This window comes from Fodinisporobacter ferrooxydans (genome assembly GCF_022818495.1).
In the GTDB taxonomy this organism is placed as follows: Bacteria; Bacillota; Bacilli; order Tumebacillales; family MYW30-H2; genus Fodinisporobacter; species Fodinisporobacter ferrooxydans.
The window spans coordinates 4,528,196-4,541,007 of record NZ_CP089291.1 but is presented as its reverse complement, the minus strand read 5'-3'; the positions used below and the strand labels follow the sequence as shown (position 1 = coordinate 4,541,007).

The 12,812-nt window shown below is 41.8% G+C and carries 11 protein-coding genes; 7 read left to right on the top strand and 4 right to left on the bottom strand.

Annotation, left to right across the window (positions count from 1 at the left end; all coding sequences use genetic code 11):
* Window positions 1-41: 41 nt before the first annotated feature.
* The 3 genes from LSG31_RS21770 to thiE all read right to left on the bottom strand — a co-directional run bounded on the left by LSG31_RS21770 (window position 42) and on the right by thiE (window position 3,032).
* Complete coding sequence (locus tag LSG31_RS21770) at window positions 42-989, bottom strand: GntR family transcriptional regulator (protein WP_347437127.1); 948 nt, start codon at window positions 987-989, stop codon at window positions 42-44.
* 157 nt (window positions 990-1,146) lie between these two features.
* Window positions 1,147-2,289: a glycine oxidase ThiO gene (gene thiO / locus LSG31_RS21765; RefSeq protein ID WP_347437126.1), complete on the bottom strand. Its 1,143-nt coding sequence runs from the start codon at window positions 2,287-2,289 to the stop codon at window positions 1,147-1,149.
* A 74-nt stretch (window positions 2,290-2,363) separates the two neighbouring features.
* Entirely contained in the window at window positions 2,364-3,032 is a 669-nt protein-coding gene (thiE, locus tag LSG31_RS21760) for a thiamine phosphate synthase (protein WP_347437125.1), read from the bottom strand.
* 228 nt (window positions 3,033-3,260) lie between these two features.
* Between thiE and LSG31_RS21755 the strand changes: the two genes are divergently transcribed.
* The gene (locus LSG31_RS21755) at window positions 3,261-3,698 is read left to right on the top strand and encodes a DUF86 domain-containing protein (protein WP_347437124.1); all 438 of its coding nucleotides are present in this window, start codon (window positions 3,261-3,263) and stop codon (window positions 3,696-3,698) included.
* 196 nt (window positions 3,699-3,894) lie between these two features.
* Here the strand turns inward: LSG31_RS21755 and LSG31_RS21750 are convergent, their stop codons facing one another.
* Entirely contained in the window at window positions 3,895-4,719 is an 825-nt protein-coding gene (locus LSG31_RS21750) for a LysM peptidoglycan-binding domain-containing protein (protein ID WP_347437123.1), read from the bottom strand.
* A 519-nt stretch (window positions 4,720-5,238) separates the two neighbouring features.
* On the opposite strand from LSG31_RS21750, the gene LSG31_RS21745 reads away from it, so the two are divergent.
* The 6 genes from LSG31_RS21745 to xylB all read left to right on the top strand — a co-directional run bounded on the left by LSG31_RS21745 (window position 5,239) and on the right by xylB (window position 12,547).
* Complete coding sequence (locus LSG31_RS21745) at window positions 5,239-5,550, top strand: hypothetical protein (protein WP_347437122.1); 312 nt, start codon at window positions 5,239-5,241, stop codon at window positions 5,548-5,550.
* Between the two features lie 557 nt (window positions 5,551-6,107).
* A complete protein-coding gene (locus LSG31_RS21740; RefSeq protein ID WP_347437121.1) occupies window positions 6,108-7,394 on the top strand; it encodes an ATP-binding protein in 1,287 nt (428 codons plus the stop codon).
* 205 nt (window positions 7,395-7,599) lie between these two features.
* Window positions 7,600-8,592: an asparaginase gene (locus LSG31_RS21735; protein WP_347437120.1), complete on the top strand. Its 993-nt coding sequence runs from the start codon at window positions 7,600-7,602 to the stop codon at window positions 8,590-8,592.
* Between the two features lie 934 nt (window positions 8,593-9,526).
* Window positions 9,527-10,246 carry an SDR family NAD(P)-dependent oxidoreductase gene (locus LSG31_RS21730; RefSeq protein ID WP_347437119.1) on the top strand — a complete coding sequence of 240 codons (720 nt, stop codon included), beginning with the start codon at window positions 9,527-9,529 and terminating at the stop codon, window positions 10,244-10,246.
* Window positions 10,239-11,006, top strand: coding sequence for an SDR family NAD(P)-dependent oxidoreductase (locus LSG31_RS21725; RefSeq protein WP_347437118.1), 768 nt, complete (start codon window positions 10,239-10,241; stop codon window positions 11,004-11,006). The genes LSG31_RS21730 and LSG31_RS21725 overlap by 8 nt, the downstream gene beginning before the upstream one ends.
* A 41-nt stretch (window positions 11,007-11,047) precedes the next feature.
* Window positions 11,048-12,547 (top strand): xylulokinase, encoded by a 1,500-nt coding sequence (xylB, locus tag LSG31_RS21720; protein ID WP_347437117.1) that lies wholly within the window; start codon window positions 11,048-11,050, stop codon window positions 12,545-12,547.
* Window positions 12,548-12,812: the final 265 nt, after the last annotated feature.

The window sequence follows — 12,812 nt, the reverse complement described above, 5'->3', positions numbered from 1 at the left end:
TGTTTAGCTTCGACAAGTATGTCGATAAAAGTGTGTACCTGCTAACCTCGACGAACGTCAATTAATGCTGCACGCAAGAGATTGATGGATGCGACATCCGGTTGAAAAATAAATTCGATGATTTCCTGGTGGCGCACTGCCAACATCTCAACTTCTCGTTTTCTCCCTGGAGATACAATGATAAAGTCAATATCATGCAGGAAGGAACGCAAATCATTCGCTTCAGTAGATGTGGTTACTTTCATCTGCAAACCATCAAGTCCCGCATTTTTCAACGACAACATTACTTTATTGGCAAAGTTGTCGGACCGGCAAATCAGACCGATTTTCCGCCCTGCAGGAATACGTGCAATTTTGACGATCGTTTCCAGTTGCGGATCTAAAGCGATCGCAAGTACTTGTTTGCGATTGCCGATTAGTTCTTTGACCTCGTCATAGTGGAAAAACGTTGTAATGACAAGATCGGATGAATTGACTTCCGGCAAGAGTACATCCATATCATCTCGAAATTCATGTAAAATAATCGGTTTTACTACGACTCCGGAACCGAATTGCACACGTTTTGCAAAATAGTCCACTTGCTCGCGGTTGCACTCGAAAAATACGATTCGAACACGATTCAAGAGATCCATTTTTTCCCTTACGCGAATTTCTGTCAACTCAGAAAATTCCTCGATGGAAAATCCAAGTTGAAGGCCTTCTTCCATGGCAACATCGATGATTTTCATCAGCAATTCTTTTCGGTTTTCCAAACGCACCGCGTCATCCCGATCACACACAAAGGTTCCGCGACCTTGTATGGACACTAATACCCCTTCAGCTTCCAACTCTTGATATGCTTGACTAACGGTATTGCGACTCACTTTTAATTTTTCGGAAAGTTCTCGTTCCGTTGGCAGCTTATCTCCTGTTTTCCACTGCCCATTCTTAATATCGGTTAGGACCGCTTCTTTTACTTGAACGTAAAGAGGTATTCCACTTTTCCTCACAATTGGGAAATCCAAGTCGCTTACACCCCCGAATGGATCTAACCGATGCTGGAATGGATTAATCCATTAGTCATTTTCAAATACCGAATTCATTATACTCCCGTTTTCACAAAATCGAAAGAGATTTTTACAACTTTGTGAAAAAATTATTAAGGTATCATGAAATAACGGCTTTTTCCTGAAAGCGTTCCAGCAAAAATGGTGTAATGTCGACATCAGATATTCCTTTTGTAATCAAATCTGTAATAATTTTTCCTGTGATTGGACTTAATAGCACTCCATTTCGAAAATGGCCTGTTGCTAGAAATAGTCCTTTGTACTGTGTTGCCTCACCCAAAATTGGCAGACTGTCAACAGAACCTGGCCGCAAACCGATGATAGACTTTCCATAGGAGAAACTTTCTGCAACCGGAACAAGCTCCGCTGCTCGATTGGAAAGTTTCGCGATGGAACCTAGGGAAGGTGTCAAATCTTTTTGATTTGGTTGCTCGGTTGCGCCGATGTATACTTGATCTGTCAATTTTGGCACCAAGTAGCAGCCGTGTGTGAACACCGTATAGGGAACCGGCATCGTACCGTTTGCGAGAATGGCCTGGCCTTTTACAGGGAATACTGGAATATCAAGTTCTAGTTTTCTTCCCAAAACAGAAGAAAATGCCCCGCCTGCGATGACAATATATTCCGCATACCATGTTTGATCCTGTGTGGCGACACCGATTATGCGATCTTGTTCGTATAAAAATCCGGTAACCTCTGTATGTTCATAAAAACTTGCACCTAGTTTTTTGGCGGATGATGCAAACGCGCGCACCAAAGGCGGATTGCGTACTTGATGGTCATTTGGCAGATAAAGGGCTCCATAGGCAGAAAATACGGCGCCGGAAGTCATTGCCTGCAGTTCGGCAGGCGTCAGCCACTCGGCAGTCTGACCAGACGCTTCTTGCCACTGTTTTCGATTCTGCAAAGTTTTCACTTCATCTTCGGATGTGGCCAAGCGAAGAATCCCTTGTTTTTGATATTCGATATCAACGCCGGAAATTTCATATAGAATGCCGGATAGTTCGGGAAACATCCCCCGGCTTTGAATGCCCAGGTCATAGATGGGACCGGGATTCGCCATTTCTACTTGTGCGCCTAGCATACCGGCACCTGCTTTTGATGCCTGATTTCCGATTTGTCCCTGTTCAAAAACGATACAGCGCTTTCCTGCTTGCTGTAAGTGAAACGCGATGCTGCAGCCAATGATGCCGCCGCCGATGACAATTACATCTGTTTGCTTTGCGTGAGCTGAGGAATTCATAGAAACGCCTCCCGGTCGAATGAGAATATGAAAATTTGGAACGATTGCCGCATGAACAATCAAAGATACTTACGCTATTGTAGATAAGGGGGCAACGTTACTTTCGGTTTTGCCTGGCATGCGATCATGCGGTTTTTCAATTCATAAGTTGCCTTTTCAGGGTTTTGTTCGTTCATGACCGCACCGATGACTGCGATACCGGCACAACCGGTTTGCAGGACATCCGCGATATTATCCGCATGGATTCCCCCTATCGCAAAGACTGGGATGGAAATGGCAGATACCACCTCATATAACGCTTCAATTCCACGAGGCGGCATACCTGGTTTGCTCTTGGTCGAAAAAATATGTCCAAATGTTATGTAAGAGACGCCTTGCTGTTCTGCCTGCTTTGCTTCTTCAATAGAATGAATGGAACAGCCGATCAAAAAGGGTTCTTTGCAAATCGTTCTTGCGGCTTTGGGAGGAAGGCTTTTTCCTGCCAAATGTACGCCGTGTGCAGGTATGGCAAGGGCAACATCAATTCGATCATTAATCAGCAAGCGCCTTTGATGGTGTTGAACGATTGGTAAAAGTTCTTGACCGATTGTCCACAGATCGCTTGCAGGTGCTGATTTGTAGCGCAATTGAATTGCATCTGCGCCTCCTTCCAATGTTTTTTTTACGGTATGTATCAAGTCGGGGAGTTGTTTTATCCCATCCGTAATGACTTGAAGCTGAAATGGAGAAGGGTTATGTTTCACTGGAAATTGCCCCCTTTAAATAAAATAAGGCCACGCCCTATGAAAGGTAGCGTGGCTGTCCAGTTTGCAGTCCATCAATTCCGGTACCATGAAACACGAATGATTAAACTCACCAGATTGTACATCGAATCCGATATTGTGTCAATGAATAGAATGTTCAGGCAGAGTATGTTCAGGACATGCATATGGTGTTCAAAGAATGTACAATAGGGATGGAGGTGCAGTGGAATGTGGATTCGTCAGCAAGACCGAGATCAGATACAGCCTTTATTAAAAAAGTTGCAGGAACAAGTGGAGATTTTACAAGCCTGTATGGAAGCAGCGGATCAAGCGGAGCAAACGATTCTGGATGCTGCTCGGGAACGTGCGTTACATATCGGTTGCGAATGTATTACGGACATAGGAAATCTGATTATTGATGCTTGCATTATGAGAGATCCGAGCAGCTTTACGGATATTATCACGGTTTTATGTGAAGAACGCGTGTTCGATGAGAAACTTGGCAAAGCGATTTTGCCGATTGTTGCATACCGGAAGTCATTGGCGCATGATTACCTTCAATTAGAATGTGGTACAACGCGTACATTTGCAAGTGAAGCAGTCCGGACATTTCCGGAATGCGCAGAACAGATCTCCCGATTTATTCAATTGGAACATCCTCAATAAGAAAAGTTGGTGCAGCAAAGGAAGCGGGTACGGTACAAGTACGGTAAAAAGGTACGGTAAAAAAGAGAAGATACGGTAAAAAGACCGCCCTGTTCATCATGGGCGGCCTCATTTCCATGCGGTTTTATTATCAATTCATCATTTATAAATCACGATTGCCTTTGTTTTTCAAAAAGTGTTCTTGTTGTTCGTTTGATCATTTGATCAGAAAAACCTTGACGGCTTTTTTTACTCCAAACCGTACTGCTTGTTGTTCATCCGAGAAAAAAACGTCAATATGATTTCCTTTAATTGCCCCTCCTGTGTCTTCTGCTTTTCGATATCCGATACCTTCTATATATACGAGACTTCCTAATGGAATAACTGTCGGATCGACAGCGATGGTTTCATTTTCTTTCGCTACTTTTCCGGAAGATGTTATTCCATATCCGGGATCGCCGGGATTTTTTCCTGTGGATTGATATCCGGGCCCATAGGCTGTAAGTGTACACAAAAACGATTTTGCATACGCGGTTGGCGCGCTTTGCCCCAACTTTTCTGTGGCCGGTGCGATTGCCGATATCGCATCTGATTGTTGATCATTTAAAACGTTTTGCAGCGCATACATATGTGTGCCTGGTTTTAACAAACCGGTATTGCCGTTTGAATTCTCTGGTATAATCCAGCTCATTTCCGTATGGAATTTCTTTGATATATCCCAGATCGTATCACCTGTTTGTACTTGGTATATACTTGCGTGTTTGGCTGTGCAGTTCGGTATGATTTTGATGATTTGTCCAACTTTCAGCACGTTTGTATCAGATATGTGATTGATGTCAGAAAGTAAAGATTCATTCGTGTGGAATTCGTTCGCAAGTTTTGACAGGGAGTCTCCTTGCCGAACCGAATATTTGAGAACCCGCAAAGAATGTCCACTATCTGAATCCGTTTGAGCCATACTCACAGGCGAGAGCATCATTGCTGATGCAAGTGTGCAGGTCAAGCCGCTGCATACAATTCCCGCCCAGTTTCTTCGTCGCATAGATTGGTTTCACCTCGTTAAATAATTCACACACAGATATACGTTGCAACGTTAGATTCAACAATCTTATAGGAAATTATTCAAAAAAATTTTCCAGCCCCTGAAACGAGCACATGAAACAAAACACCTGCCTTTTTCCAAAAAAGCCAGGTGTTTTGTTGAAAATATTGTAATCCATTTGTAAAGTCTGGATAATTTTTGAATAAGCAGCATGGTATAGCTGTCCTAATTCCGTTTTATTGTATATTGCAAGCTTTCAATGCATGGTCCGAACGAATTCCCCAAACTAAATTTTGTTCGACTGTGATTGTAGCATATTTTAGGCATCGGATGGTTTTTTTGTAAAAGATGTTTTTTTGTAAAGGAATATTTCTTAAATAACTTGTTACAACTTGTTGTTGGAGATAATTTATTAGATAATCGATATATTCGAATGTATGTATTCATTGTTTTTGAAACATCCATAAAACGTTTGGAACGTTAGGATTAAAACGTTTGGAAACAAGACTTTAATTTCATATGTTAGTAGATTTGCAACAGCGATGTTTGCAATTTGAACATCCTCTTGAAAAAGCAGAAGGGAGAATAAAAATGAAATTGTACGTTAAACGGGATGATCAGACAAATATAGAGCGAGCCAGAATTGAAATGGATAAATCTGAGGAATTAGCACTTCTACAATTGGCATTGCGTTTTGCTGTTGAGAAATTTGAGGAATACGCAGGGGATTTCCCAACAGAACAAGAGCAACAATATTTGGAAATGTACCGACTTCTCTATGCAAATTTAGAAACCGAGCTTCCTTGGGAAGAGTTTTCAGAGTCAAAGTGATTCTTGTGCTTATATGATTGTTCTTATTATAAATCCAGAATCCTTTTTCCGGCCCATTTTGCCTCGCAACTATATCCCGGATGTATAGAAGGGCTGTTTTATGCGGGCAAGGGATGCAATATCCGTCGCCAAGTGTGTTGCACACTTGAGATTACATCCCTTTTGTTCATACTATGTCAATCAGGGGAAAAAAGTTGCCAATGATTTTTTGATGAAAGTGATTTGGAAATTGAAACCTGGCGAGATCGACCGCTTTCCAATTCGGTGGATGTATACGGCAGAAACGAAACTACACGTATTGTATAAAAATAATAGTTTGATCTCTTTGTTTAAATTCGAAAATCGTCTAAAAGTGTGTGTTCAAAAAGTGGTTAAGTAAGACACAAGGAGTGCAAAGCCGAAGCACGAAAAGGCGACGGAGTGTACGTGTTTGGTACATGAGTAAGCCTTTTGGGGATTCGGCAAAGCAATCCGCCGTGGAGTTTTGACTACTTTTTGAACATCCTCTAAAATAAAATTGGAATACATTTACTTCAAGCAGAATGAGACGTGGCGCGATGATCAGGGACTTACTATTGCATCTGTTAATTATTCTTTTGCCCAATTTTATGTATCAGTTTTTGAATGAAAATAAAAGGAGATTTTACCTGCATAAAAATCAAATAGGAATTGGGCTGCTGTATGGAATGTCAAGCATTTTATGTATGACATTCCCCACTGATTTGGAAAAGGGATTTATTCTTGATTTGCGTTGGATTCCATATAGCATTGTCATTTTATATGGCAACAAAGGATCTTGGGCTACTGCTTTGGCATTGATTTTAGGGTATCGAATGTACTTGGGAGGACCGGCAGCCTATACAGCATGGATTACTGCCTTTCTGCTGTCGATCGTACTTTTTTCCATTCGTAAGAAATTTAGAAATGCGACGTTGCACTTCCGGTTGGCAATGGCCAGTTTGCTTGGGTTTTTTGCATTTTTTGCTGTCATGTTTATATTTCTCATTTTTTCGTATACACAGAGTTCAATGGCTTTTTTAAAATCGGAAAATTTGCAAATTTATTTTGCGTATGCTCTATTATCGATTATCGCTATGAATCTTTCCGTTTTTATGATTGAAACGATACATGAGAAAATACTTATGGAAAATGAGATCCAGCGCGCTGAGAAATTACATGTGATCAGTGAATTGGCTGCTTCCATTGCACATGAAGTGCGAAACCCTCTTACAGTTGCAAGAGGGTTTATTCAGTTGACAAGCCGTTCTCTTGATGAATCCAATCAAAAGTATATGAACATAGCCATTTCCGAACTGGATCGGGCAGAATATATTATCAGTGACTATTTGAACCTTGCGAAACCTCAGTCTGAAAAGATCGAACCGCTTCATATTGCCGAAATGTTTGAAAATATTTTGGATATTTTATCTTCATTTGCGATGATTCGGAATGTGGAGATCTATTCGGAGTCTGAACCTGATTTATGGATTTTAGGCGATAAGGTTAAATGTAAGCAAGCACTCATCAATCTTATCAAAAATTCCATCGAATCCATTGAGAAACGCGGACGAATTGACGTGCAAGCAAAGCGCAAAGGCAATCAAGTGATCATACACGTAATCGACACTGGTTCCGGCATGACGAAAGAACAAGTGGCGCGACTTGGCTATCCGTTTTACACGACAAAAGAAAAAGGAACAGGTCTTGGCTTGATGGTGACATTTCGTCTGATTGAATCATTAGGAGGCAAGCTTGAATTTGAAAGTGAGCTTGGAAAAGGAACGACTGCAATCATAAGCATACCACTTTTCATGCCCGCGCAGGAGATATCAAAGTTTTCTTGAAAGTAAATCCAATACAAGTGCGTGTTCAAAAAGTGGTTAAGTAAGACACAAGGAGTGCGAAGCCGAAGCACGAAAAGGCGACGGAGTGTACGTGTTTGGTACATGAGTAAGCCTTTTTGGGATTCGGCAAAGCAATCCGCCGTGGAGTTTTGACTACTTTTTGAACATCCTCTACAAGCATAATATGAGAGGAGAAAATACAAAAATGTCCCATATACTCGTGATTTCGACGGGAGGCACCATTGCTTCACTGCCGCAAGATAATGGAGATGTCAAAGCTGTCTTGCAAGGAGAAGATCTTGTGCGCCGCTTGCCGGTTCAAAACCAACAGGATCAAAATCAAGGCAAGCATCGTCCGATTATTGTAAAAACATTTACGACAATTGGCAGTTTCGCATTTACCTTTGAAACCTTATATGAGCTTGGAAACGTTGTACAAACGGCTATTGCGGATGAAGAGGTCGGTGGGATCGTTATCACACATGGAACAGATACGATGGAAGAAACTGCGTTCTTTTTGTCACTGACATGCCAACGAAAAAAGCCGATTGTTCTCACTGGCGCACAACTGAATGCAAGTGAACCGGCCAGTGACGGATTGCGAAATCTTTCAGACGCCATCCGGGTTGCAAGCTGTCAGGAAGCTGCCGCATTAGGCCCGGTGATTGCATTTGCAGGCTTTTTACATGCCGGGCGAGAGGTTCGAAAAGTCGATACTTCAGCACTTGAGGCGTTTCAGTCAGTGGGCTTTGGACCTGTCGGGCGTGTGGAACATAACAAAGTGATTATCCGGAGGAAATGCACGGATTATCCGTTGCTGCCTTTGCAACCTATGGAACGAGTGGGTCTTGTCAGACTGGGGATTGGAATGACAGGAGACGAAATTTTAAAAATCGCCGAAGGATATAAAGGACTTGTGATCGAAGCGTACGGACTGGGAAATGCCCATCCGTCCATCGCTCCGGCTGTGCAACAACTGGCTAACAGAAAGATTCCTGTTGTCATCACAAGCCGGTGCCTGCGAGGATCCGTTGCTCCCGTATATGGCGGCGGTGGCGGCAGAGATTTGGAACGGGCGGGCGCCTTTTTTGCGGGAGATTTGAGTGGGGAGAAAGCCAGGATATTGTTAGCGCTGCTGATCGGGAATAAGCTGGATCATGAAGCTTTTTATGAATGGTTCAACGCTTGGGGACATTGATAGGCATATGCAACAATCATTTCCGAAAAAACGAAAGGGCAATGGCAAAAGGGAGCGCTGCATGTAGAAGTAGCTCGCTTCCAGGATAAAGGGGGATTGCCGTCATAACAAAAGGGTTCCTGTTGTCGCAGCAGGAACCTTTGCTGTGCTATGCATGAAATCGAAAATTCATGCTGTTGTTTGATTAGAGAGGTAACTTATTGGGCGTAGTTATGACATGGAATTAACCCAGCTTTTAGCTAATTACCCGTAAATACTAAGGGGACAGATATTTTTCTAAATCTAATACTATTGATTGATACACCTATATTAGATTCTTTTACCGTATTAAGCAGAGGTTCGATAACTTCCTATTTTAAATTTTGTATGACGTTTATCAATTTTTTTCTAAACGGTTATCTTTAAATCATCTGACGAAAATACGGCAATTTCAGAGCAATGACTCTAATACACTAGGTATACACCTATCAGATGAAAAGGAATTGACAAAAAAGAAGCGAATAAATAATCAAAGAAAGGATTTCCTTATTTAAAGGACTTTTATGGTTAAAAATCGACTCATTACTTTGATAAAGACAATAGCTTGTTATGCGCAATAGTGGTAATAATAAAGCTAGTTAGAATTGATATGGGTATGCTGTGGGATTCACTGGTATAACGTTCATTTTAATCGAACCTCATTTCCAGTTATATTATACATAATTTTGAACTTTGTCTCTCGATAACTTTTTCCCTGCCTACAACTTGGAATTTTTATGAGAAATCATTATGTAGAAATTTAGAAATTTTTTAGAGAACTTGTAAACGTTATCAATTGAAGGTGTATTTTGGAAAATTATAACATGGTAATTATCGATTTTACAGCTGGATTATCAGGGAATTCCAAAATCACATTTAAAATCGTATATACATAATTCAACAATAGGAGGACAATATGGTTACATTCGATTTACAAGATAAAGTTGCACTTATAACGGGAAGCACCAACTTTTGGGGAGAAGGGATCGGATTGTCGCTTGCACGTGCGGGCGCTGAGGTATGGCTGCATCATTTTGAAGGGAATGAGGCGGCGGAAAGGCTTTGCCAAACGATTCAATCTGCCGGAGGGCAGGCACATTTGATTTCGGGAGATTTGACCAAGCCTGAGGAAGTTACAAGAGTCATAAATTTTATTATACAGCACAGCGGCAGTATCGATATTCTCATTAATAATGCTGAGGAACATGATTTCAAATCATTAAAAGAGTTGGAACCCGATGCGTGGGTGGCGATGTTTGATATGAATTTGGACGTACCTTTCCTATGTTGTAAAGAAGTGTTTCCACATATGGTTCGCGCAGGTAAAGGGTATGTTGTCAACATCACTTCTGCTGCTGCAGTAACTGGAGAGATGGGCCCACACTTTGCAGCTTCGAAGAGTGCATTAAATTCAATGACTCGAGCATTATCAAGAGAATATAAGCCAAAAGGGATTCGAATCATCTCTCTTGCACCATCAGTTGTTCAATTGGAGCTTGAGAGAGGCCAATGGAAAGAGAAACAAAAGATGGTTAAAAATGCTGTTGCGAATATGGTCTTGGTAGCATGCTCTCCGTATGGTGAGCACATTAGCTGTGAACCAATTATGTTGGACGGAGGAGAGAGCATTGGATAATACGAAACAGAAAACGGTTCTTATCATTGGTGGAGCTGCCGGGATTGGGAAAGAGATCGCATTGGATTTCGTCCAAGCTGGTCATAAAGTCGCGATTGCTGATATCAATGAAGCAGCGATGTCTCAAGTCGTTTCAGAACATAAGCTTGAAGACAAACTATTTACGTTTCAAGTTGATGTGAGTTCATGGGAAAGCGTGCAAAGAATGGCTGAAAAAGTCAAGGAAGCATTAGGAAATATTCAAATCCTAGTGTATTCTGCAGGAATTACGAAAAGAATAGAATTTAGCGAGTTGGATTGGTCATTATGGAAGAAAACAATAGCAATTAATTTACATGGGCTTTTTTATTCTATTAAAGCTATATCTCCCTATATGATCGAACAGAAAATGGGAAGTATCATTATTATTGGATCCGGGTCTGCGATTACAGGTTCTGGCGGGGGTGTCCAGTATTCTTCCTCCAAAGGTGGAGCTTTTGGTTTGATGAGGTCGCTTGTTACGGAATTGGGACGCAATAATATTACAATTAATGTAATCGCGCCGCGGGTGATAGAATCCCAAATGCTCGATGTTCTCTACCCTACGGAACAATCAAGAGAATCATTGAAGAAGGAGATTCCAATTGGCAGGTTTGGTAAACCTTCTGATATTTCCAGTTTGGTGGAATATTTGAGTACTGACGAAGCGAAGTATATTCATGGGCAAATACTGGTATTAGACGGTGGAAGAACGTATAAAGGGAAAATGAAACAGGGCTAGCGCACTATATGAATATATAGTTAGAGAGGAGGATTATAGCTATGAAGTATGTAATAGGCATTGATCTGGGAACGAGTTCTGTCAAGGTATTATTAATAAATCAGCACGGTGAGGTTTGGGATGAAGTTTCCAAGACGTATCCTTTGATTCAAAAAAAATCGGGTTACAGTGAGCAAAACCCCGAGCAATGGGTGATACAGACACGCTCCGCATTATCACAGTTGGTTCAGAATTTTCAAGGTGACGTTCGCAATATTGAAGGAATCAGCTTTGCCGGTCAAATGGATGGGCTTGTTTTGTTAGATGAGTCGTATCACGTAATTCGGGATGCTATCTTATGGAATGATACACGCACATCACTCCAATGCACACAAATTTGTGAAATTGTTGGTGAAGAACGGTTGCTGTCTATTACCAAAAAACTGCCTGCGGAAGGCTTCACATTACCCCAGCTTTTATGGGTTAGAGAGCATGAACCTGAGCAGTTTGCCCGAGCTAAAGTATTTTTGCTTCCTAAAGATTATTTACGGTATCGAATGGTAGGAGCGATCCATACCGATTATTCGGATGCTTCAGCTACTTTGCTTCTTGATATTGGCCGGAAACAATGGAGTGAAGAGATTTGCCGGTTGTTTCATTTGAGTATGGAGCTCTGTCCACCTCTTGTGGATTCCCACACCTGTGTTGGGACACTCTCACATGAATTTGCTTCCGGTACCGGCCTCTCAGAGATGACGAAAGTATTTGCCGGCGGGGCTGATAATGCTTGCGGAGCTGTTGGAGCGGGAATCCTGAGTGAAGGCAAAACCCTTTGCAGTATTGGGACTTCGGGAGTTGTCGTTTCTTATGAGGCGAACAGTGAAACAGACTATGAAGGTAAGGTGCATTATTTTAATCACGCCAAAGAAAACGCTTACTACACGATGGGAGCGGTATTGTCAGCGGGATACAGTCTAAGCTGGTTTAAAAATCAATTTGCTTCGGAAGAGAGCTTTGAATCATTGCTACAAGATCTCGGGCGTGTTCCTATCGGGGCTAATGGATTGTTATTCACTCCCTATCTTGTTGGCGAGAGAACACCTTATGCTTGTTCGATCATTAGGGGAAGTTTTATTGGTATTGATGCGACGACAAGCAGAGCCGATTTTGTAAGAGCGGTCATTGAAGGGATTACGTATGCCTTGAACGAATCGATTGAAATCTTAAGAAGTAAAGGGAAAAGAATCGATACCGTAATCTCGATCGGAGGTGGCACAAAAAACGAAGAGTGGCTGCAGATGCAGGCAGATGTCTTTAATGCCACTGTAGTCAAACTGGAGAACGAGCAAGGTCCAGCTTTGGGAGCAGCGATGCTGGCTGCATACGGCTGTGGCTGGTTCGACTCTTTAGAGACCTGTGCGAGCGTATTTATTAAATACGCCAAATTGTACAAACCGAAACCGGAAAATGTGCATAAGTATCATGAGGTCTATAAAATATACCAAACCGTTTACCAGCAAACGAAATTGATTAATGAACAGTTAAAAGCATTTCGAAAGTGAGTTTCGGTTAAAACAAACCCTGGAGTTAAAACAAGCCCTATATCTCCAACTGCAATTCTTCCATACAGAAGATTGTTTACTTACGCTCCGAAGAAAAATCTGCTCTGGCTAGTGCTGCATGCAGTTGGGGATATAGAGGATGGGTTTGTGTAAAACCCTCTTCTCCTATCCGCCTCCAAGTTATACACCGTTTCATCTGCTGGCCATCATCGGCCACTCTGTTACATTCTGAAAGGATCCATTTCATTATTGTTTAATCCCTGTA

What these genes read in the sequence shown, in the direction of transcription:
- LSG31_RS21735 (WP_347437120.1), top strand. Translation starts at nt 7,600, where the DNA reads ATGTCCCATATACTCGTGATTTCGACGGGAGGCACCATTGCTTCACTG.
- LSG31_RS21755 (WP_347437124.1), top strand. Translation starts at nt 3,261, where the DNA reads ATGTGGATTCGTCAGCAAGACCGAGATCAGATACAGCCTTTATTAAAA.
- LSG31_RS21730 (WP_347437119.1), top strand. Translation starts at nt 9,527, where the DNA reads ATGGTTACATTCGATTTACAAGATAAAGTTGCACTTATAACGGGAAGC.
- LSG31_RS21740 (WP_347437121.1), top strand. Translation starts at nt 6,108, where the DNA reads ATGATCAGGGACTTACTATTGCATCTGTTAATTATTCTTTTGCCCAAT.
- thiO (WP_347437126.1), bottom strand. Translation starts at nt 2,289, where the DNA reads ATGAATTCCTCAGCTCACGCAAAGCAAACAGATGTAATTGTCATCGGC.
- xylB (WP_347437117.1), top strand. Translation starts at nt 11,048, where the DNA reads ATGAAGTATGTAATAGGCATTGATCTGGGAACGAGTTCTGTCAAGGTA.
- LSG31_RS21750 (WP_347437123.1), bottom strand. Translation starts at nt 4,719, where the DNA reads ATGCGACGAAGAAACTGGGCGGGAATTGTATGCAGCGGCTTGACCTGC.
- LSG31_RS21745 (WP_347437122.1), top strand. Translation starts at nt 5,239, where the DNA reads ATGTTAGTAGATTTGCAACAGCGATGTTTGCAATTTGAACATCCTCTT.